We start from the raw sequence: 24226 nt of genomic DNA, 5'->3' as shown, positions 1-24226 counted from the left end.
CTTATGCTTACCAAAGCGCCCCAACTGCAGAAAGTTAAAGCGCCCTTTTATGCATAAAAATAGGATAAGGGTCTCTGCTACAAACTCTTTCCTCCAATTGTTGATATTTGGCATTTTTGATAACACGTTCTCTATGTGTGTTTTATAAATATTATTTCCCTTGATAGTCATCCTTAATGATGTTGTCAGAATTCACCATTAAAATGCTGATTATCAAGGGTTTAAACAAGTAAATTAGCTACTTACTTTGCTGATATTCAGCATTTTATACGATACTTTAACGAACTGTTGAATAAGGATTATAAAGTTATTTCTTATCGAAAGCTACTAATCGTTAATATAAATCAAGAGCATTAATGTAACACAGTTTACATACATGTAACATATTTAGTATTCATTGAAAACAAACGGCTTTATGTACTATATTTAATAGCATTTGTATCATAATTGCATCATGCTTTTTATTTCCCATTTTACATTTGATAAGAGTTTTTAATACCCCAAAACAGTTAACAAGTCTTATCTAATAAATAGGAAATGAGAAATAACAAGTATTTATATTGGATTACATTTATCGCCGTATTAAGTGGATTAATTTTTGGGCTAAATATGGCTGGTATTTCAGGGGCGGTTCCTTTTATACAAGACTATTTTGTTTTAAGTGATGTTAGTCTTGGTGCAGCTGTCGGTTCAATAATGATAGGATGTTTAATTGGTGCATTAGCCATTGGTACTTTAAGCGATAAATATGGTCGAAAACCAATGATGATAGTTGGCGCCATATTATTTATTGCTTCATCACTTGGATGTTCTCTAGCAGAATCAATAGAATTTTTTATAGCATGCAGGGTGATCACAGGATTAGCAGTTGGAGCTGTTTCTGTTTTAGCTCCAACATATATTTCAGAAATAGCTCCTGCTAATAAGCGAGGTACGTTAGTTGCTAATAATCAATTTGCAATTGTTATTGGTATTTTGCTTTCATATGTAATCAATTTTGCTTTTGTTGACCTTCAGAATGGGTGGAGATTAATGATGGCTGTACCTGTTGTTTTTGGTTTGCTATTTCTTTTACTTTTATTGGTCTCATTTCCTGAAAGCCCACGCTGGTTGGCAAAAGAAGGTAGAAACACAGAAGCAAAGAATCTTCTGGCTAGAATTGGTGGTGAAGTATATGCCCAAATGGAGTCTGACAATATCTCTGCATCACTAGTAAAATATGCTAACAATAATAAGGTTAGCTTTAAAGAGCTGTTTAAAGGTAAAGTTGCAAAGGTAGTTCTGTTAGGAAGTTTGTTAGCTGTTTTTCAACAAATAACAGGTATTAATGCAGTTATCAGTTTTGCACCCACTATTTTTAGTCAAGCTGGAGTTGGAGAAGATCAAGCTCTTTTACAGTCCATATTAGTTGGTGTCGTCAACCTTTTATTTACTGTTGTAGCATTGTGGTTAGTAGATAGAAAAGGGCGCAAAGTGCTTTTATTATGGGGAACTGTTGGGATGACTATTTCTCTTGCCTATATGGTATATTCATTTACAGCTGAAACAGCTGGTAGTTATGGAGTTTTGATATCGTTATTAGGCTATATCGCATTCTTTGCAGCATCATTAGCACCTGTAATGTGGGTAGTTACTTCCGAAATTTACCCTAATAGGGTAAGAGGCCTTGCTATGTCTTTTTCAACAGGAATTAGTTGGGTCTGCACCTTTTTAACAGTGCAGTTCTTCCCATGGATGTTGAACAACTTGGGCGGTGCTTATACCTTTGGTTTTTTTGGTCTGTTTAGCCTTATAGCCTTTATCTTCATATTAATTTATATACCTGAAACAAAAGGAAAAACGTTGGAGCAATTAGAAGTTGATTTGGCTTTGAATTAAAGAGTAAATCTTAAAAAAATAAGAAAATGGACATGCAATTTTATGTAATAGGGATGGGCGAGCTCTTATGGGATATGCTTCCGGATGGAAAACAGCTTGGAGGAGCACCTGTAAATTTTGCCTACAATGCGCAACAAATGGGAGCCAGAGGTGCCATTTTAAGTGCTGTTGGTAAAGATTCTCTGGGAGATGAGATATGTGAAAACATTGAGAAACTAAATATTGATTCTTTAATATCTAAAGTGGATTTCCCTACAGGAACTGTTGCTGTTACGCTAAAGGATAATGGTATTCCTACTTATGATATTGTAGAAAATGTTGCATGGGATATGATTGAACTTTCTGATGCTGCTAAAAAGGAATTGAATAAGGTTGATGCCATTTGTTTTGGTTCGTTAGCGCAACGTAATGAAGTATCGAGGAAGGCAATCGAAGAAGCGATCAATTATACTACTGGAAATTGTCTTAAGGTATTTGATATCAACCTAAGACAGCATTTCTATACTAAGGAGGTTATTAAAAAATCACTGGAGCTTTGTAATGTACTTAAAATAAATGATGAGGAGTTGGTCATTCTTTCTGATATGTTTGGTTGGGAGGGATCTGATATTGAAAAATGTCAATTTCTTATTGATCATTACAAATTAGAGATGTTAGCACTTACATGTGGTGAAAACGGCAGTTACTTATTTACAACTGATGAACATTCATATTTAGAAACACCAAAAGTAGAAGTAGCTGATACAGTTGGAGCAGGAGATTCTTTTACCGGCGTAATGATTATAGGGAAGCTACAGAATAAACGTTTGTCTGAAATACATCAAATGGCTGTAAATGTATCAGCGTTTGTGTGCACAAAAAAAGGAGCTACTCCTTTTTATGAAATAGATAGAATTTGCGATAAAATTAATTGTTAACTATAAAAAAGTATTTTGTTTTCTGATAAGAGTTTGTTTATAAAAGTTTTCATAACTTATTAATAAACGAATGATTAGGAGGGCAGGTGCGACTAAATGAAGAAAAATGAAAAAATCTGATGGTTTAATTAATTGGCTTAAGAAACTTTTTGCAGTGTTTCTAATAGCTTTTATTTCTACTCTTGCCATGGCGCAAGAGAAAAATATAACAGGAAGCGTAACTGAAGCCGGGACAAATATTGCAATTCCGGGAGTTACGGTGGTAGAAGTTGGAACAACAAATGGAACAATAACTGATATTAACGGAGATTTCTCTATTAAGGTAAATCCTGGTGCCCAACTTGAATTTTCATTTATTGGAATGGTTACCCAGACCATTACTGTTGGTGATGAATTAATTATCAATGTTGATATGAAAAGTGATTTAGTGGGTTTGGATGAAGTAGTTGTTACTGGATATACCTCTGAAAAAATTGCTGATTTAACGGGAGCTGTATCAATAGTTGAGGTTGACGAGATCATGAAGCAGGGGGAAAATAATCCTATTAAAGCAATGCAAGGTCGAATCCCTGGTGTTAATATTAGTGGTGATGGTAATCCTAGTGGATCATCAACAGTTAGAATTAGGGGTATTGGTACATTAAATAACAATGATCCTTTGTATGTAATTGATGGAGTGCCTACAAAAGGAGGAATGCATGAACTGAATCCTTCGGATATTAAAAGTATACAGGTACTTAGAGATGCTTCAGCTGCCAGTATTTATGGTTCAAGGGCTGGTAATGGTGTGATTATCATTACAACAAAGCAAGGTAAAGAAGGAAAAACTCGTGTTAATTTCGATATGTTTCAAACCTTTTCTCAGTATGGAGAGATTATCGATATGCTGAATACAAAACAATTTGGACAGGCTCAATGGCAGGCCATGGTAAACAGTGGTGTAGATCCTAATAACAATCAGATTGGGTATGTCTATGATTATAAATACGATAATAATGGCAATGCAGTTTTAAACGGAATGAAATTGCCTAAATATATAGATGCAAGAGATGGAACGAATACAATGTTGACCTCTGATACAGATTGGTTTAATGAAATAACCCGTCCGGGATTTGCGCAATCATATAATTTGTCAATCAGTAACGGAACTGATAAATCAAATAATTTCTTTTCATTGGGATATTATGATAATAAAGGTACCGTAAATGAGACTTACTTTAAACGTTTTTCTTCTCGTATTAATACCAGTAGAAAAATATTAGGAGACTTAATTACCGTTGGAGAAAACCTGACTATCAATAATACATCAGAGTTGCAGACTCCGGGTGGAGTGCTGGATTTGGCGATATTATCTCTTCCTGTGATGGCTTTAAAAACTGTTGATGGAGATTGGGGAAGTGTAACATCAGGTATGAGAGACAGAGATAATCCTGCCAGAATTCTGGATGCGAATAAAGATAACCCGTATAACTACTGGCGATTATTTGGTAATGCTTACATTGATATCCAGCCGGTTAAAAATCTGCATATCAAAAGTAGTTTTGGTATAGATTATTCTAATTATTATCAACGTGTTCTTACCTATAGTTTTACCGGAAGATTAGGTTCAGACCTTACTTCTTCAAAAATGATACAAAGCCATTCAACAAAATGGAACTGGACCAATACTGCAAATTATGTAGTTCAACTAAGTAAAAACAGGTTCTCATTTTTATTGGGTACAGAAATGATTGATAATTCTGATATAAACTTTTCTACAGAAAGAAGAACCTACGAAGTTGAAGATCCTGATTACATGTGGCCTTCAGCTGGTGTTGGAGAAATGTATGCAACAGGAAGTGCAACAGGTTATACACTTAACTCATTCTTTGGTAAGATTGATTATGGTTTTGCTGATAAGTATCTGGCCTCAGTAACATTAAGACGAGATGGTTCTTCAAGGTTTGGTAAGGATAACCGATATGCAACGTTTCCTGCTTTTTCTGCCGGATGGCGTATTGATCAGGAAGGTTTTATGGCTGGAACTCAAGGGGTCATTTCAAACCTGAAACTTAGAGTGGGTTGGGGACAAACAGGTAACCAGGAAATAGATAACTATGCAAACAGAACTTTGATTTATTCGAATTATATTGGAGAAACCGGAGCAGGTATTAATACAGGAACGGCTTACGATATTGCAGGTTCTAACTCCGGAATATTGCCATCTGGTTATTCTCTGACTCAAAGAGCTAACGACGAAATAAAGTGGGAAACTACGACTCAAACAAACATTGGACTTGACTTTGGGTTTTATAATCAAGCTCTATACGGAAGCATTGAAGCATATTTAAAGAACACAGAGGACATCCTTGTGAAACCACCATATCTGGGTGCTATTGGTGAAGGTGGAGACCACTGGGTTAATGGTGCTTCAATGGAGAATAAAGGTTTGGAAATATCTCTTGGATACAGGAATGAATCATCAAATGGTTTTTTGTATGATATTATGGCCAATGTATCCGGGTATAGAAATAAAATTACAAAACTACCTGAAAGTGTTGTTAATAGTTATGGTGGTAACGGAACTACCGATAATATTTTAGGAAGACCTCTCAATTCTTTTTATGGTTATGTTGCTGATGGATTATTTCAATCACAGGATGAGGTAGATAGTTATGTTGAACAAACAGGAAAAGGACTTGGCCGAATCAAATATAAAAACATGAATGATGATGAGGTTATTGATGAAAATGACAGAGCATGGATCGGAAATCCACATCCGGATTTTGAATATGGATTGAATATAGCATTGGGTTGGAAAGGCTTTGATATGACTGCATTTTTGCAGGGAGTTTATGGTATTGATGTTTATAATTCAGTAAAGCGTTTTACAGATTTCTGGGCTGTAGATGAGTTAGGATCAAATAAGGGAGTAAGAGTTTTAGATGCCTGGAGTCCTACGAACACAGGTTCAGATATACCTGCGCTTTCGTACAGTGATTTAAACAATGAAAAACGAACCTCTTCATATTATGTAGAGAATGGTTCTTACTTGAAATTGAGGCTTATTCAGCTAGGATATTCATTACCAAGAGATTTGTTATCAAAAATGAAATTGTCGAAAGCCAGACTTTATGTTAGCGGTCAAAATTTGATGACTATAAAAAGTAAAGATTTCACAGGATTGGATCCGGAAAACCCTGCGTTGGCTTATCCAATTTCAACATCTTTTACAGTTGGTATGAACATCTCATTTTAAGAACTAAATCAAAAATCAAAAATCATGAAACGAACATATAAATTAATATTCATTTCACTAATTGCTTTAAATCTGGTGTCGTGTGATGACTTTTTAGAAGTTCCATCTTACGGAACATTGACAGAAGATAACCTTACCGGTGCTGAGCAAATAGAGAATGAAGTGATATCTGCTTATGCAGCTATAGGGAATGATGAAATCAACCGTCCATTAAGTTTATGGAACTACGGTAATGTCAGATCTGATGATGCATATAAGGGGGGTAATGATCAAAATGACGGTGACTTTTTGCACTTTCTTGAAATATCATCTCCTTCAATAGGTAATGAAACCTGGTATACCGATGTATTTTGGTACAGGAATTATGTGGCCATTTCCAGAGCTAATTTTGCATTGAGTCTGCTCAATAAAATCAGTGAAGAAGATATGTCTAACAAGAAAGTTAGAATAGGAGAAATGCGTTTTCTAAGAGGACATATGCACTTTATCCAGAAGATCATATTTAAAATGGTACCTTTTGTAGAAGAGACTATGTCTGCTGAAGATATTTCAAACCTTTCAAATGTTGCTTATACAAATGATGAGTTATGGCAAAAAATAGCTGATGACTTTGAATATGGCTACAATAACTTACCTGAAGAACAGGATGAAGTAGGACGTGCTAACAAATATGCAGCTGCTGCATACCTTGCTAAAGTTTATCTATACAAAGCTTACAGACAGGACGAGATGCATAATGTGGTTTCAATAGATCAGGATGATTTACAAAAGGTATTGGATTTAACTGCCTATGTGATGACATCTCCTTATAAATTGGAAAGTGATTTTGCTTACAACTTTTTACCAGGAGAATATGAAAATGGTGCAGAATCTTTATTTGCAGTTCAATACTCGCAAGATGATGGAACAACTTATGGAAGATTAAACATGGGTAATGCGCTTACAACACCTACTCCGGGTGGAGATTTTAATAAGCCAAGTCAGAACCTGGTAAACGCCTTTAAAACATCAAATGGTTTACCAATGTTTGATACATTCAATGATGCAAATTACACGGAGAGTACAGATAGAGTTGATCCAAGACTTTTTCATACAGTTGCTATTGCCGGGAAACCATATAAATATACTGATGTCAATTACGAAGAAAATCAATCTCGTAATCCTAATATGTATGGTTATTTCTCTTCGTTAAAAGAGAATATTGATCCTGCAAGTGACTACTATGTTAAAACAGGACCTTGGTATGCCAACTCTAAAAATAACATTATCATTCGTTATGCAGATGTGTTGTTGATGAGAGCAGAGGCGTTGATTGAAATGGGGAATTTTGCAGATGCACTACCATTAATAAACCAGGTTAGAACAAGAGCAAAAGCAAGTACTTCATTAACCAGTTTTGCAACTAATCTTGACATTCAAACTTATCAGGATGGAGTTAATTGTGTATGGACGCAGGACTATGCCAGACAAGCTTTGAGGTGGGAGCGTCGTCTTGAACTTGCTATGGAAGGCAGTAGATTCTTTGACCTGGTTCGTTGGGGTATTGCTGATGAGGTAATGAATGCTTACTATTTAGGAGAAGCTACTGACCATACTTATTATCAAGGCGCTGAATTTGAAAAAAACAAGAATGAGTATGTGCCTGTCCCTATTCAGCAAATTAATTATAGTAAAGGTAGTTATGAGCAAAATTATGGATTTTAATTATGAAGAATGTTATGAAGACAAATATTTATAAATTTATCATTATCCTGTTATCAGTAGCTTTATACTCTTGCGAAGAGGATGCCAAAGAAAGCCTTGATTTTTCAGGAGATACAAGTATCCATTCCTTTGTTGTGAATGGAGTAGAGGGTACAATAAATGAAGAGAACTCAACTATTTCTGTAATTCTTCCTTCTGGTTCTGGTCTGACAAGTTTAACTCCGGATATAACTATTGCAAGTAGTGCAGAAATAACACCAGGTAGCGGTGAGACCATTGATTTTGCTGATGCAAATGGAAATTTATTGGATGTAACCTATACTGTAACAAATTCAGATTTATATCAAAAATATACTGTAAATGTTGATGTTGCCAGGGCTAAGATCTCAAGTTTTAAAATAGGATCAGTAGAGGCCACAATCGATGAGCAAAATAAAACAATTGTAATCTATTTGCCTGTAGGTACAGATGTTACCTCATTAATTCCAATTGTAGAATATACAGATGGTGCTACTATGGCCCCTGAAGCTGGAACCTCAGTTGATTTTACCAGTCCTGTAACATATTCACTTGATTATCTAAGTTCTGTATTTAATTATGAAGTTACAGTCATTCTCGGAGATGAACCTACGCCTATTCTTGTTCTTTACAATGGTGAAGATGTATCTCCAACATGGGAATCTATTGCAAGTTCAGTTAACAATGGAACAGTAAATCCAGTTACAGATGGTATTAATACAACATCGACTTGTGTATCGCTTCTACGAACAAACGATGGAACTGATGCGGGTGGAAGACCATGGACAAGTGGTGTGTTGTGGAATGCGAATCAGGTAAATGTTGATCCAGCCATTTATGGAAGTATAACAGTTATGGTATTAAAAGATGTTGTTGGAGATGTACAGCTTGAAATACAAGAAGCAGGTGAACTTAACAAGGATTGGTTGCATGCAGATTATTCAGCTGATCATATTGGTGAATGGCAAGAGCTAACCTTTGTAATTCCGGAGAGCCGTACTGCTGTGATTAATAATATTCTTGTTATGCCACATACTCCTGAAACAGGTTTTGAAACACAGACCATGTATTGGGATGAAGTAAAAGCTCATCCAATAGAGTAAAACCTGAGTTCGATATAAAATATGGGATTCAGACCACTTATAGATAGTAAGGTTCAACTGAAAATTAAGAAAGAATACCGGGTTGTTTTGAGTAATTTTTAGGAAGAAGATTGCTGTTTATAAGTGGAATATAATAGGTTTTGAATAAAAAACAGATCTACGGCGTTAAATTTTTCGAGCTAGTCTCACTAGCCCTGCAAAATTTGCCTTGTATATCAGCTTTTTATTACAATCTGAATTCTCAAATTTTAATCTAATTCAGGTTTAAAATTGAAATATGCGGACGGGATTTTCCCGTTCGCTAAAAAAAACAGAAATTATGAAGATTCTACCACTATTATTAATGCAGTTCATTCTACTCCTTAATACCAGTTGTTCTAAGGATGAGAAAGATGATACAGAGGAGGTTCCGATAGTTGTAGACACAACAACAACATGTAGGTCAGTTGTTGAGAGTGGTGCTTATTCAACATTTTATAAACCGCAGAGTGGGTATGTTGGTGATCCAATGCCATATTTTAATTCGGATGACAATAAATACTACCTGTATTATTTGCAGGATTGGAGAAACGGTGCAACTACTGAACACCCAATCTATAGTACTACAACAAGTGATTATAGCTCATTTACTGGTTTTGCAGAGGCAATACCTACAGAAACAGCTGATTCGCAGGAGGCGTATTTAGGAACCGGAAGTTTTATAAAGAATTCAGAGGGAAAATTATATGGGTTTTATACCGGACACAATGGAAGTTTATATCCTGCAGAGAAAGTAATGCTGGCAACTTCAACTGATATGAAGACATTTACAAAAGTTCCTTCATTTACTTTTGAAGCTCCTGATGGATATGATAAAAATAATTTCCGTGATCCATGTGTGTACTATGATCCAACCAGATCTGCTTATGTAATGTTGGTTACCTCGATAAAGGATGGAAAAGGCGTATTGATTCGATATGCATCATCAGATCTTGAAAATTGGGATTTAATATCTCCTCTCACTGATTTTAATTCCGATGCTGAAATTCTGGAATGTCCGGATATTTTTAAAATGGGTAATAAATGGTATTTGGTATTTTCCCGAATTAACAGGGATGAACACCGAAAAACATTTTACAGAGTATCTGATAGTCCTGATGGTCCATGGGTACGTTGTGAGGATGCAAGTGGTCACCATGAAACAATAGACGGGTTGTATTTCTATGCAGGAAAAACAGCTTCAAATGGCACTGATCGTTATATCTCAGGGTGGTGTTCAACTGGGCAGACTGTGAATGGTAATAATGAACTGGATTGGGCAGGGAGTTTAATTACCCATAAACTGGTTCAGCAACCAAGCGGAAAGTTATATCCAATGATACCTGAGGCAGTGTATAATAAATTTAATACGTCCACAGAATATTCAATGTTAAAGTCACAGGGAGATGTAGCAGGAGATGAAGGTTCGTATGTTCTCAATTATCAGGATGAAAGATCATATGCACAATTTAATAGAAATACAGTTCCTGTAAAAATTGAATTAACCATAGATGCATCACAATCTTCAAATTTTGGATTTTCCTTTGGTGCATGTGATGATTTATCAGAAGTATATTCTGTTGCTTTTGATCTGACTTCTACTAACAGATGGTCAATGCCATCTCTGTTTCTAAATAAAGAGTCAAGTTATTCAACAGGTTCGTATACAACCGAATTAAATTTTACTCCCCTTATTGTTTCGGATGATAAGGTTTTCGATATAAAGATTGTTATTGAAAAGTCAATTTGTGTGGTTTATGTTAATGATAACGTTGCCTTTACCAACCGTATTTACAAAATGGATAAGAATCCATGGACCATTTTTGTAGACAACGGAACAATTGACGTTTCAAATCTCTCTGTATACGAAATAGGAGATTAGTTATAAGTATGTAAAAACAAATTAGCTAGCTAACATCAATATCTATGTTTAATTTTTAAAAAGTAAAAAATGAAAAATCTAATATTTACCCTTGTATTAATTGTTGTAAGTCATTTTGTAAATGCACAACCTTATAATGTCACCATTTCAATAGATATGACCTCATATGCAGGCTCTGATTATGATGCCGTAGTAATGGGAGGAGGCATTAATGGTTGGAATGGTGCACTTTCATTAACAAATGAACCTGGAACAAATATATGGTCAACCACTGTTCAAAAAGAAGGCTGGATTGATTATCGTTTCGAAGTTACAGGAGGAGTAGTTGGATGGAACTGTGAATTTCGTGATGAAACAACAGGTGCAGAAGGAACAGGAGAAGGATCGTGTTTTACAAATCCATGGGATGGTACTCAAACAAATGTACATTGGTACGAAGTTACAGAAGATATAGTATTACCTACAATAAGCTGGGAGTCATGTGAGTGTATCAGCTGTACACCAACAAGTGCTAAATCTATGGCGATAGATAATGCAGAGATCTTTGTAAATGCTTCAAATGTATTAATTGTAAAAGGATTGGAGTCAGTAGCTGTAACAGTGAGTATCTATGATATCCAGGGTAACCTGAAATTCATTAAGACTGTTGAGAATGTAGGAAGTGAATTAACTATGGATGATTCACAATCCCTATGTAGCGGATTATATATTATTAAAGTAGAAACTGAAAATAGTAATATCGTTAAGAAAATAATGATACACTAATTAATCCCATAGTCTTTCTGTTAATGAAGTTTTAGTTTATTAATACAAGTCCCTTTAAATCTATTTAATAACCTGGGTTTTAAAAGTTATTTTGAATTCAGGTTATATAGATAGTGTTTTAATTTAAGTAAAAGATAAAGTTACGATAGAATGATAGTAAGAAATAAAATAGCTTATATAATAGCTATCTTTTTAATTGTTTTTTTACAAATGAGTTGTAAGAATACTGAAACTTCCATTAAGACTATAGGAAAGGAAAAGTTTCGACCTCAATTTCATTTTACACCTCAGGCAAATTGGATGAATGATCCCAATGGAATGGTTTATTATGAGGGAGAATATCATTTGTTTTATCAGTATTATCCTGATAGTACGGTTTGGGGACCGATGCATTGGGGGCATGCGGTAAGCAATGATTTAGTAAATTGGGAATATCTACCAATAGCCTTATATCCCGATTCACTTGGATATATTTTTTCAGGGAGTGCTGTAATTGATTGGCAAAATACAACAGGATTTGGATCAAAAGACAATCCTGCTATGGTAGCTATCTATACATATCATAATATAGATGGAGAAAGAGCAGGGAAAAATAATTATCAATATCAGGCACTTGCTTATAGTTTAGATAAAGGGAGAACATGGAAGAAGTATAAAAACAATCCTGTTTTACCAAATCCTGGTATTAGAGATTTTCGGGATCCTAAAGTAATATGGCATGAGGAATCAAAGCAATGGATAATGATATTGGCTGCCGGGGATATAGCAAAAATATATTCATCTAAAGATCTGAAAACTTGGTCTTTTGAAAGTGACTTTGGAATGGGAATAGGCGCTCATGGAGGTGTTTGGGAATGTCCGGATTTATTTCCAATTCATGTTGGAGGGACTAATATTATGAAATGGGTGATGTTGGTGAGTATAAATCCTGGTGGTCCAAATGGAGGTTCTGCAACTCAGTATTTTATAGGAGACTTTGATGGAAAGACTTTTATACCCGAAAAGAATGAGAGTGATTGGTTGGATTATGGAAAAGATAATTATGCCGGTGTTACATGGTCAGATATTCCAAAAGAAGATGGTCGCAGGTTGTTTATTGGATGGATGAGTAATTGGATTTATGCACAAATTGTTCCAACAGAATCATGGAGAAGTGCTATGACTTTACCTCGTGAAATAAAACTCGTAAAGGAAGATAATCAGTATAAACTTACAACCTTTCCTGTTAAGGAATTTGAAGACTCAAAAATATTGAAAATGCAGATAAATAATATGCTATTTTCAGGAAAGTCGGATATTAATAATATTGACTTGGATTTGAGTTCTTGCGAATTAAACTTTGTTTTTAAACCGCAGAAAGGATCATTAAATGGCCATACAACAGCCTTTGGTTTGTTATTAAAAAATGATGCAGATGAGGAGTTGAAAATTGGCTATAATATGTTGTCAAAACATGTGTTTATCGATAGAACAAAGATTAATACCCAATTTACAGACTCTAATTATTTAAGTGAAGATTTAGCTCCATATACCATTGGTGATGTAATTAAAATGAAAATCATCATTGATGCTTCTTCGGTAGAAGTATTTGTAGATGAAGGAAAACTAGCTATGACTAATATTCTATTTCCCGATTCATCTTTTAATAAGTTGTCGCTTTTTTCAAATTTAGGATCAGTAGAGGTGGAATCAGCTACGTTTTTTAATGTGGAGTAGTGGGCGTAGGGCGTAGAGCGATTTGCAGGCAGCAAGGAGCAGGGAACATGGAAAAGAGCATAGAGGGTAGGCTTAGAGTAAAGGGCAAAGGGCATTGTTTTGAATTAAAATAATCTTTTCTTTCGTTTGGTAGTTGTGGTATTAGTTCCTAAGAAAGGAAGAGAGTTGATTCTCTGGATGCAGAGTTCTATAAATAAATGCAATGCTTCTTTTTGAGAATGTTGTTATGAAAACAGCAGAAATCCCTAATGAACTCTTATATCAGATACAGAAAGTGTTTTTCTTGCTGCATTTGATTATATTTATAACATAATCTATAAATAGCTTTCTATGTGGAAAAAGTCTATCCTCGTTTTAGTGGTGATATTAATTTCATTAACGTCATTTGCTCAAAAAACACATAGAATTGGTTTTTCTCAATGTTCGGGTGGTGACTGGCGACAACAAATGGAGAAGGAGATGCATCAGGAGTTAATGTTTCATCCTGATATAGCCTTGACAATAAAGTATGCAGGAGATAACACTTCGCTCCAAATTAAGCAAATTAATGAGTTGCTGAATGAGGGGATTGATTTATTAATTATTGCACCCATTGAAATTGAAGCAGTTCAACCAGTTGTAGAAAAATTATATAAAAAAGGAATTCCTGTTGTTTTAATTGATAGAAAGATTGAGTCAGATCAATATACTGCGTATGTTGGAGGTGATAACTTTTTAATTGGATATACCGCAGGAACGTATATCGCTGATGTTTTGAATAAACATGGTGATGTTATTGAAATATTAGGTGCATTAAGTTCTTCTCCTGCTAAGGAAAGAATGAATGGTTTTGAAGATGCCTTATCTCAATATTCAGGAATATCTATTGTTGATAGAATCTATTCAAATTGGAATAATCAAACGGTACTGGATAGTTTATCGTATTTTTTACATTCAAATCCTAATGTAGATGCGATTTTTGCACATGCTGATTTTTTAGCAGCTGCTGCCAGTGAGGTTATTAGTAAAGAATTTTTGGATCGGAAGATTAAAATTATTGGTGTTGATGGTTCTCCTAGTGCAGGTGGAGGGGTTGAATTGGTTGAAAACAGTATTATTGATGCTACATTAATTTACCCTACAGGCGGAAAGGAGGCCATAGTCATCGCATCGAAAATATTATCAGATAGTCCGTTTAAAAAAATAAATTTATTGCCCACAACCCTAATTGATGATCGGAATGTTAAGATAACCCGGTTACAATACAATAACATTAAAAACCTGCAGAATGATATTGCCAGATCTAAAGGGATGCTGGATCTGCTTGGAGGAAGATTTAAAAAGCAGCAGATATTACTATTTATCACCTTATTTTCTTTAGCATTAGTCGTTATTCTAATATTTCTACTGTTTATAGCTTTTAAGAATAAAAAAATTGCAAATATAAGTCTTGAAGAACAAAAGGAAGCCATATCCATTCAAAATGATGAACTCAAACGTATGTCTGAGCAACTTCAGGAAGCTACTCAGGCCAGAATGCAGTTCTACACGAATATTTCGCATGAATTCAGAACTCCGTTAACCTTAATTGTTGGTCCTCTCGAAAATATAATCAAGACAAATAACACAGATGAAGTTTTAAAAAAAGAGTTAAGTACCATCTATAGCAACTCTTTACGCTTATTACGATTAGTAGACCAAATAATGGATTTTAGAAAAATTGAAACAGCCAAAATGAGATTAAAGGTTGGCCATTATAATTTGGATGAGTTTATGCATAGTATAAAAGAGGCATTTCTCAATTTATCTACAGAAAAACAAATTGATGTTGAGGTTGTCAGTAAAAATGCAAAACTATCGCTTTGGTTTGATTGGGATAAAATGGATAAAGTGATGTTTAATTTACTGTCAAATGCTTTTAAGTATACAGCAAAAGGAGGAAGGATTGAAATTACTTTAGATCGCCTGTGTGATGATGAAAATGAGGAGTATGCAAAGATTGAGGTGAAAGATAATGGTGAAGGAATACCTCAGCATGAAGTAGAAAAAGTATTTGATCGGTTTTATCAGGCAGATTCCACTGTTTCATATAAAGGAACAGGAATTGGTTTATCTTTAACAAAAGAGCTGGTTTTGTTGCATAAGGGAAAAATTACTGTAGAAAGTAAATTAGGAGAGGGAACCTGCTTTAAGATATTTTTACCATTGGGTAAAAATCATTTTACTCAAAAAGATATGCTGTCTGATAGTAAAATGAAAGAGCATCCTGTAATGCTTGATTCTACTGAGTTTGAGAAAATAGATGAGCCAAAAGAAGATATAACAATAGAATTAGAAACAAGTATTGCAGAGAGTGATAAACCATTGCTACTTATTGTGGAAGATGAACCTGATATCAGAAAATATATCAGATCATGTTTTTCGCCATCATTATATTCGATTTTAGAGGCTAAAAATGGAAGTGAAGGGTTGAAATTAGTGGAAACAGAAGGTCCTGATATTATCATTTCTGATGTTATGATGCCTGTAATGGATGGTTTAGAACTAACCCGAAAGTTAAAAGAAGATATTCGCTACTGTCACATTCCTGTTGTATTATTAACAGCCAAGTCATCTTTAGAACATTTACTTGAGGGTTTGGAAGAAGGGGCAGATAGTTATATCGCGAAACCGTTTAACAAAGAGCACTTACAATTGCGGGTAAAAAAACTGTTAGAGGCTCAGGAGAAAATAAGGGAAAAATACCAGGAACCTCTGCAATTAAAGAAAGAGGAGAAAGGAATGAGCAGAATGGATAAAAAATTTCTTTCCAGGATAAGCAATCTCATCATTGAAAATAAGTATGATTCTAAAGTTAATGTTGAAGAGTTAAGTAAACAAATGGGTTTATCCCGAGTTCATTTATACCGAAAGATTAAAAAAATAACAGGAGTATCTGTAAGTGAATTTGTTACTCAAACAAAACTAAAAGAGTCATTAATCTTACTTAAAAACTCAGAAAGTACCATTGCAGAAATTGCATATAAAGTTGGTTTTTCAACACCATCTTATTTTACAAAGTGTTTTAAGGATCAGTTTGAAATGTCACCAAGTGATTATAGGGAAATGGTCTAGAAAAATATCAAAAAGGCAGAGTTAGGGTAATGTATATAGACATACTATTTGTTGCTGCTAATCTCTCAAAACGAACGATGCTTGAAACCACTGAATGAACTCATTATTTTAAAATTATTTTTCGGAAGACAACTAGTCTGGAAGAATCTTAGAATGTATTTCCATGAAATCAATTCATATAAGAGGTTTATGATCCTTTAGTTTAGTACTACTTTTTTATCAAAGGGTAATTGTTGCCCATTGGTTATCTAATTACCTGCTTAAATGTAACATCTTTAGTAATTTAAATATTCAAATTTGTTTCTTTTTTAGATGTAAAATTACACTCTAACCAGCTCTTGATATCTACTCTAGGAGTAAGATTAAATCATGCTTTAAAAGTTATGGAGCTTTTATATCAGAAACCGTTAATAAATCCGCGAACTGCGATAGAAATCACTGGTTTATCTGCCCCAACAGCATATAAATTGCTTTCGGAATTAGAAGATCTTGAAATTTTAAAAGAAATCACCGGAGGAAAAAGAAAAAAGAAATATGTTTTTTCAGAATACTTGAGGTTGTTTCAAGAATAGGAAGATTTATTGAGGTTTTGGTTGTTCTCCTAATCGGTCGTTTCGTAATAGCTATAGATCACTATATCAGGAGTGTATGTGATTATAGTTCGATTCCAATTCGGGATTTTTGGAAATAAAAGTTAAAAACATTATATTTATCTGATTACCAGCTTCAAAGGAGGTGTTTTGCCTGGTGCCAAAAACGGGAACAAGGATTTGGACAATTTGTAATTAATAGAATATAAGCGCATCACATGGGTTTGGAGGAGTCCGGCTCTGGGTACAGATAAACCTCTTGATTAGTTAATAATCAAGAGGTTTTGTTTTTTATAGAGGGTAAAAAGGGATTAAAATACATTTCGACTAGTTCTTCCGCTGCTGTAATCACATAGTATTGGTGTGTGAAATCAATCCCTTTTATTTGGGTTCCATAAAACTTTTATATAGGCATAAAATTTAGGAGGAGGCCCATAGTAATTAGAAAATGCTGCATTTTATATACCTCTACAGAAATTATCTACTATGATAAAAGATTTTCTCCTGTATACAGCAGTTTAATCCGGATTATGTATTGGAGGTTCGTCATGAGCATTGCAAGTACAATAAAACGAGGCATAACTTGTCCCGATTACTTTCAGGAGCATCGTTCTGGTGAGTTGAAAGTGATGCAACGAAGTGCCTTGTTTTAAAGTAATTTCAATGTGTAATAGAATTTCTAATGCATATGGCGGGTTTAATCCGGTAATGGTTTATGTGGGAGATTGTATCCCCTCTATATGTTTTAGATAGAGAGGATATAATAAAGTTAGTTCCAGAAAACACGTTTTTCCTTACCCATCTCAAAAATCATCTCTCCTCCATTTACAATATCCGAATGAAGAATATAATGGTTTGTCAATGGCTTGCCGTTTAGATATACCTTTTGAACGTATTTGTTCTCTGCAGTTTTGTTTTTCGCTGATACTTTAAAAGTTTTGCCTCCTTCAACTTCAATCTCTATTCTATCGAATACCGGGGATCCTATCGAATATTGATTACTACCAGGACAAACCGGATAAAAGCCCATTGCATTTAGCAAATACCAGGCCGACATCTGACCGCAATCTTCATTGCCGCATAAACCGTCAGGCGTGTTGGTATAAAACTCGGAACGTATTTGGTTAACCACTTCCTGGGTTCTCCACGGTTGATCTGCATAATTATATAAATAAGCAATATGATGACTGGGTTCATTCCCATGTGCATATTGACCGATCAGTCCGGTAATATCGGCCGATTTTTCTTCGCCCAATACCTCGGAAGTAATAGTAAATAAAGAATCCAGCTTTACGGCGAAATCTTCTTTGCTTCCAAATAAATTCATCAATCCTTCTACATCATGAGGAACATACCAAGTCCATTGCCAGGCATTACCTTCTACATAGGGGGTTTTCCAGTGGGCCGAAAAACGTGGGTTAAAGGGCTCTTTCCAGCTGCCATCCAGGTTCTTGCCTCTCATAAATCCAGTTTCCTTATCGAAGTATTCCTTATAATGTTGCGACCTTTCGAAATAATGCTGTGCTATGCTTTCCTTACCCATATCTTTTGCGACTACAGCTATGCACCAGTAGTTGTAAGCAAATTCCAATCCTTTAGATGTTGAAGAGCCTTCTAAATCGTTAGGGATATAGCCATATTTTTTGTCATACAATTTTGCTTTAGGCATTAGCGCAGGGATAAACGCAGGTGTTGGATATTCGATATGCCTAACAGAATCATATTCCACGGCTTCTATCATCGCTGTAAGTGCCAACTCAACATCAAAGTCCCTGTACCCCTTCATATAGGCATCCGTAATAACAGATACTGCATGGGAACCAATCATGGTACCTGTGTAGTTCGCCGCAAGTTCCCATTTCGGTAAAATACCGCCTTCCTGACTTTTACGTAAAAGATCCCTGATTAAATCCTGATTATACTCGGGTTTAATAATCGTAAACAATGGATGCTGGGCGCGGTAGGTGTCCCACAAAGAAAAAATTGTATAGTTTTTATGTTTGGTAGTGTGAATTTTATGATCCATTCCCCTGTAACGTCCATCCACATCGCTATAAATAATTGGGGAAAGATTAGAATGATACAGAGAAGTGTAAAAAACTGTTTTCTCATCCTCCGTGCCGCCCTTTATTTTTATCTTACCTAGTTCTTTTTCCCATGCCTGGCTGGCGTTGTCTACAATTTTATCGAAATTAAAATCTGGAATTTCAGCATTCAGGTTTTTTTCAGCACCTTCCTTATCTACCGGGCTAATACCAACTTTCACGAATACTTCCTCGTTTTCAGAAGTGTCAAATGTAAGAATGGCTTTTAAGTTGGTGCCGTCAACATTTGCAGTTTTCTCAACCAACTTATCATCTTTGTACAATTCAACTTTAAATGGTTTCGAGAATTTGGCTCTGAAATATACATATTGATGAATTGCCCACCCCTTTGTTTTTCTATATCCGGATAATTCTGTATCGCTTATGATATGTATGTCGGCTTCAGTAACTTTATGTTGATGGATGCTATGTGCCAGATCGATAATTATTCCTGCATTCTCCGACTTAGGGAAGGTGTATTTATGAATACCTGCACGTGTGGTTGCTGATAACTCCACTTTTACTTTAGGGTCGTCCAGGAATACACTGTAGTATCCGGGGCGGGCCAGTTCATTTTCTTTTCTGAAATATGATTTGTAGCCTATGCCTCTTGGTTGAGCTTCACCTGAGTTCAATGCAGCTTGTCCGTTAAATGGCATCATCAAAACATCTCCCATATCGCCAATTCCCGTTCCGCTCAGGTGTGTATGGCTAAAACCAAGAATAACCGAATCGGAATAGTGATATCCGGAGCAGGCGTCCCACCCCTTGGTTCTGCTATCCGGGCTCAATTGCACCATGCCAAACGGAACGGTAGCGCCGGGGTATGTATGCCCATGGAAGTCGGTTCCTATGAACGGGTTTACGTAGGAGGTTACATCTATACTTAATTTTTTACCGGTTTCACTTTCTACAGCACATGAAGTGTGAAGAAATAGGGCGATAAAAACTAGTGAATATCCAATTGCTTTCATTTTTTGTATTTAAAGTGTATTTATGTTGGTTTTGCACAAAGTTTGGAAAACCTATACTAATATAAAAATCAGGTCATTCAGAATGTCGCTATACCGTAATAAATTGATGTTCTGGAATATGATTTTTGCAAAGCGTTGGGGGTGTAGGGATTGTTAGTGTAGGTATTATGGGTCGTTTGTAAATTCTTATTAAAGGTAACGTTATTTTTCAAATAACGGAATAGCGCACTAAAACAATGTTTTCAAATAAAAGATATGTTTGACTATAATAACATCGGGTTGTATTTTTGAAATCAAAAACTTAAGTACATCAAAAAAATGGTGAATCAGAATAATGGTACAGCGAAATATGCGCTGCTTTTAGTAGTGTTGCTAAATACTTTTCGTTTTGGAAATGCTCAGGTGGCTGACACTTTACAACCCTATGCTCCATTCTGGTTTGTTGATGAACTCCTGGAATGGACACCCGGCAACGATGTTGATGCTATATTCAACAGGAGTTTTACGCCTTTAGAAACAAAACATTTTAATGCAGGTTTTAAATCAAACGCTCATGCTCGTGCCAACGAAGCAAATGTGGAGGTGTTACCTATTTTTGCTACCACATCTGGTAATCCTTCGCAAGGTTCGTTAAGTTTAAGTTATTACGCATTCACCTACTGGCAATATTGCGATTTAATGGTGTACTGGGGAGGTTCGTCTTTTGAGGGAATTATTCTCACACCAACGGCTCCGGTTGTTGATGCCGCTCACCGCCATGGTGTTCCGGTTTATGGTACCGTATTCTTTCCGCCATCTGTTTATGGAGGTAAAAGAGATTGGGTTTATCAGTTTGTACAGAATCAAGATGGTATTTTCCCGGTTGCCGACAAGTTAATTGAAGTAGCCAATTATTATGGTTTTGATGGCTGGTTTATTAACCAGGAAACCGGAGATAAAGGAAAGGTGCAAGAAGATAAATCCTTGGCTAATGCCATGCAGGAATTTATGTTGTACTTTAAAAATAATTCTGATTTATCTATTCAATGGTACGATGCCATGTTAAAAGATGGTACGGTAAAATGGCAGCATGAGATTAACGACAAAAACAAGATGTTCTTTCAAAAAGGTGACACTCTTGTGTCTGATCAAATGTTTCTTGACTTTAGATATACGTCGAAAAATTTACAAACAACAAAAAAAGCGGTTGAAGAGCTTGGCCGAAATATTTATGATGTTTACGGTGGAGTTGATGTGCAAAATAACGGTTATGAGGCGGAGACCGGTTACCGATATCCGCAAGGAGCCAATTTTGACGTATTGTTCCCCGAAGGAAAACCTCATGCCGCTTCATTGGCTTTTTACGTTCCATCCTGGACTTACTCGAGTTCTAACAACATGGATGAGTTTTATAAAAAAGAAGCTCGTTTTTGGGTTGGGGAGAAAGGTGATCCAAGAGATACGCAAACCGATCATAATTGGAAAGGGGTAGCCCATTACGTTCCGGCAAAGTCTCCAATTAACCAAATACCTTTTGTAACGAATTTTTGTACCGGACAAGGTGGAAAATTCTTTTTAAAAGGAAAAGACATCACTTCTCCTACATGGAAAAACGGTTGGAACAATTTAACCCTGCAAGATATTCAGCCAACATGGCGCTGGATTGTAAAAAGTAAAGGTACAAAACTAAAGGTGGATTACGATTTTACGGATGCATACAATGGCGGAAATTGTTTAAGCATAAGCGGGAAATCTGAAGAAGATAATATTATACCTCTGTATAGTACCCGTTTAAAATTAAATAAAAATTCGGTGGCTACTGTGGCAGTAAAGAAAAACAAAGAATCCGATGTTTTTTTATTGTTGACTTTTGCAAACGGAAAAGAAAAGGAGTTGTCGATTAGGGATCGTAAAAATGCTGGGGAATGGTATGTGGATACTTTAAGTCTAAAAAAATATATTGGATGGGAGCTACAAAAAATAGCTTTAAAAGTAGCGGCCAAGAACGCTAAAACACAAAACGTAAAAATCGGAAGTATTGGTATCGTGGATATGCAAAGTGATAGAATAGAGGCACCCACCAATATTCGGTTGCTTAAAAAAGCCCCTGGAATAGAGGAGACCATTAACTTAAGAGTAAAATGGGATGCCCACCACAAAGGGATCTATTATTATAGGCTATACAAAATCAACAGTGATGGCTCAAAATATTTTTTGGGAGCAACAACATCTAATGCCTGCTTTCTGCCATCGGTTTCCAAAACAAAAAACGAAAAAATAACGATAGGAGTTGAAGCAGTAGGGCGATGCTTTTCGGTTTCTCCAGTAACCATATTTAATATCGAAAAGTAAAATACTTGAAAAAGGTTTTAGGGTATGCTAGTACCCATGACCCGATATTTAATAAAGCAGTTTTATAATTTGTGGTAACGCTAACTGAAAGTGTAGATGTAAGAACTGTCATTGGTGCATTAGTTGTAAAGCACAAACTTAACCTGGATGACAGGGGGTGCTTTTGATATGATATCTGAAAATCTCTATATACAGTACTTTTGCGGGCTAAAGGAATTTACGGTAGATTCGGCTTTTGATCCAAGTTTGTTTGTCGAAATCAGGAAAAGAATGGGAGGCAAGGAATTCGATGCCTTTAACAAGATTGTAATAGAGAAGTCAGAAAGAATAAAGCCACCAGTCCAGGTTAACAAGAAAAGATGATAGCCACAGTGATGGAAACAAAGGCACACTGAAGGTAGACGCTACTGTTGCAGATCAAGAGATAACCTGTCCCACGGATCTTAAACTTCAGGCAGAAAATTTTAAAGGTCTGTATGGCCGATATCCAAAGTACTTTCTTGGCGATGGCATCTATTTAACACGTGAAAACAGAGGTTTTTTAAAGCTGAATAATATCCAGATTGTCGGCAAACCATTAGGTAGGCCTCCCAAAATCAAAGTGTCATCAGCTCAAAAACATTATAGGAAGAAGAAAGCAGCAGAAAGGAATCACGTTAAAGGTAAGTTTGGTCAAGGAAAAAGAGGATATGGACTCAATAATATAAAGGCAAAACTTCAAGATACTTCTGAATCATGGGTAAATGCCATCATTTTTGTAATGAATCTAACTAAATTAGTTCAGGTAGCCCATGAATACGGCAAACTTTGCGGCTTATTTCTTAAAAATCATATTAAAGCGTTATTAGCACTGGTTTATTTTCAACAATACCGTTTTCAGATTTGTACAGTAAAAATAAATCAACAAAATATAAAATAGAACTTCAGTAACTTCCAGCTAAGTCCCCGAAACCTTTAGCTAAGTGTTGGAAATTAGTAGCTAAGTGGACAAAATGTTTGTCTAAGTTGTTGAAACCACCTTCTAAGTGCTCAAAACATCCGGCTAAGTGCCCGAAATGACTTTCGAAGTGTTCGAAATGACATTCTATTTATTCGGAATAATTAACTAAGTGGCAGAAATAATATTCTAAGAATAAAAAACAACCGTCTAACTGTACGAAATGAGTTTCTAAAGTACTTTCGCAGGTTAGGCTGTGCCAGAACATTAGTTATGACGACCTCCATCACATCGCCAATTACGACTCGCTGATCAGGCAACTGATGGGTATCGAGAACGGTTTCGGCCATGGGCGCATAGAAATAGGTTACCAGAGCATTATCGATAATGTTGGGCTTTTGTCCGACGAAACCGTAAAAGAACTTAACGGGATTATTGTTAAGTTCGGGCACGAGGTGTAAAAAAAAAGAGGAGGAAGCATTGTGCTTAAAAACCGATAGCTTTGTGGCAGAAAGCAACGTGCATTTCCCGACAGATTACAACTTGCTGTGGGACAGCGCCCGCAAATGCATCGACATGGTCACCAGACTTCAGGAAAGGAACAACCTTCCGGGTTGGAGAAAGATAAAAAACTGGCGCGTTGACCTGAAAAACAAAATGAGGGCACGTAAGCCTATCGGTTAGCGCATACAACCTCCGGAAAATAGGAGAGCAATTTATTGCGGAAATGCGTGCCTCCGAAAAAAACAACAGTCACAGGGGACTGGCCGCATAATACATCCTAAATAATAATATATTAAGTGTTTTGAAAGGGAGGCTTATGCTCTTTTATTTACAAAATGGGGAAAAACCAAAGGAACAAACCGCTTGGTTAACAAAAAGTATTTGAACAGCCTTGCTCAACTCTTTTAATATTGAAATAAATCAGCTTGGATTTGTCCACTTTGTAAAAAAAGCGACTTTTCTTGCCGGCACTAA

The 24226-nt window shown here is 35.7% G+C and carries 16 protein-coding genes; 15 read left to right on the top strand and 1 reads right to left on the bottom strand.

Annotated elements, in window-relative coordinates; translation table 11 throughout:
- The first annotated feature begins 537 nt into the window (after window positions 1–537).
- The 10 genes from ACT29I_RS24630 to ACT29I_RS24585 all read left to right on the top strand — a co-directional run bounded on the left by ACT29I_RS24630 (window position 538) and on the right by ACT29I_RS24585 (window position 16904).
- On the top strand, window positions 538–1878 hold the full coding sequence (locus ACT29I_RS24630) for a sugar porter family MFS transporter (RefSeq protein WP_444794718.1): 1341 nt from the start codon (window positions 538–540) through the stop codon (window positions 1876–1878).
- A gap of 26 nt (window positions 1879–1904) precedes the next feature.
- Window positions 1905–2795, top strand: a complete 891-nt coding sequence (locus ACT29I_RS24625; RefSeq protein ID WP_444794717.1) for a carbohydrate kinase family protein — start codon at window positions 1905–1907, stop codon at window positions 2793–2795.
- Window positions 2796–2901: 106 nt separating this feature from the next.
- Window positions 2902–6033: a SusC/RagA family TonB-linked outer membrane protein gene (locus tag ACT29I_RS24620; protein WP_444794716.1), complete on the top strand. Its 3132-nt coding sequence runs from the start codon at window positions 2902–2904 to the stop codon at window positions 6031–6033.
- A gap of 24 nt (window positions 6034–6057) precedes the next feature.
- Window positions 6058–7737 carry a RagB/SusD family nutrient uptake outer membrane protein gene (locus tag ACT29I_RS24615; RefSeq protein ID WP_430932067.1) on the top strand — a complete coding sequence of 560 codons (1680 nt, stop codon included), beginning with the start codon at window positions 6058–6060 and terminating at the stop codon, window positions 7735–7737.
- A 2-nt stretch (window positions 7738–7739) separates the two neighbouring features.
- Window positions 7740–8858 carry a hypothetical protein gene (locus ACT29I_RS24610; protein WP_430932068.1) on the top strand — a complete coding sequence of 373 codons (1119 nt, stop codon included), beginning with the start codon at window positions 7740–7742 and terminating at the stop codon, window positions 8856–8858.
- Window positions 8859–9177: 319 nt separating this feature from the next.
- The gene (locus tag ACT29I_RS24605; protein ID WP_430932069.1) at window positions 9178–10758 is read left to right on the top strand and encodes a glycoside hydrolase domain-containing protein; all 1581 of its coding nucleotides are present in this window, start codon (window positions 9178–9180) and stop codon (window positions 10756–10758) included.
- A 69-nt stretch (window positions 10759–10827) separates the two neighbouring features.
- A complete protein-coding gene (locus tag ACT29I_RS24600) occupies window positions 10828–11523 on the top strand; it encodes a T9SS type A sorting domain-containing protein (protein WP_430932070.1) in 696 nt (231 codons plus the stop codon).
- Between the two features lie 150 nt (window positions 11524–11673).
- Window positions 11674–13239, top strand: a complete 1566-nt coding sequence (locus ACT29I_RS24595; protein ID WP_444794715.1) for a glycoside hydrolase family 32 protein — start codon at window positions 11674–11676, stop codon at window positions 13237–13239.
- A 330-nt stretch (window positions 13240–13569) separates the two neighbouring features.
- Entirely contained in the window at window positions 13570–16332 is a 2763-nt protein-coding gene (locus ACT29I_RS24590; RefSeq protein WP_444794714.1) for a hybrid sensor histidine kinase/response regulator transcription factor, read from the top strand.
- A gap of 383 nt (window positions 16333–16715) precedes the next feature.
- Window positions 16716–16904: a hypothetical protein gene (locus ACT29I_RS24585; protein ID WP_430932073.1), complete on the top strand. Its 189-nt coding sequence runs from the start codon at window positions 16716–16718 to the stop codon at window positions 16902–16904.
- A 787-nt stretch (window positions 16905–17691) separates the two neighbouring features.
- Here the strand turns inward: ACT29I_RS24585 and ACT29I_RS24580 are convergent.
- Window positions 17692–19980, bottom strand: a complete 2289-nt coding sequence (locus ACT29I_RS24580; RefSeq protein ID WP_444794713.1) for a GH92 family glycosyl hydrolase — start codon at window positions 19978–19980, stop codon at window positions 17692–17694.
- Between the two features lie 318 nt (window positions 19981–20298).
- Here ACT29I_RS24580 and ACT29I_RS24575 point away from each other — a divergent pair, with 318 nt between their 5' ends.
- The 5 genes from ACT29I_RS24575 (at window position 20299) to ACT29I_RS24555 (ending at window position 23932) form a co-directional block, all read left to right on the top strand.
- Complete coding sequence (locus ACT29I_RS24575) at window positions 20299–22311, top strand: endo-beta-N-acetylglucosaminidase (protein WP_444794712.1); 2013 nt, start codon at window positions 20299–20301, stop codon at window positions 22309–22311.
- A gap of 147 nt (window positions 22312–22458) precedes the next feature.
- A complete protein-coding gene (locus ACT29I_RS24570; protein ID WP_444794711.1) occupies window positions 22459–22674 on the top strand; it encodes a transposase in 216 nt (71 codons plus the stop codon).
- Between the two features lie 28 nt (window positions 22675–22702).
- Window positions 22703–23230, top strand: coding sequence for a transposase (locus tag ACT29I_RS24565; protein WP_444794719.1), 528 nt, complete (start codon window positions 22703–22705; stop codon window positions 23228–23230).
- Window positions 23231–23571: 341 nt separating this feature from the next.
- Complete coding sequence (locus ACT29I_RS24560) at window positions 23572–23709, top strand: hypothetical protein (protein WP_444794710.1); 138 nt, start codon at window positions 23572–23574, stop codon at window positions 23707–23709.
- Window positions 23710–23752: 43 nt separating this feature from the next.
- Entirely contained in the window at window positions 23753–23932 is a 180-nt protein-coding gene (locus tag ACT29I_RS24555) for a hypothetical protein (RefSeq protein ID WP_444794709.1), read from the top strand.
- The last annotated feature ends 294 nt before the right edge of the window (window positions 23933–24226 follow it).

The sequence above is a fragment of the Saccharicrinis sp. GN24d3 genome, from assembly GCF_052400645.1.
Taxonomy (GTDB): Bacteria; Bacteroidota; Bacteroidia; order Bacteroidales; family Marinilabiliaceae; genus Saccharicrinis.
Note: the sequence above shows the minus strand (reverse complement) of the source record. Positions and strands in the feature narration are given on the sequence as shown.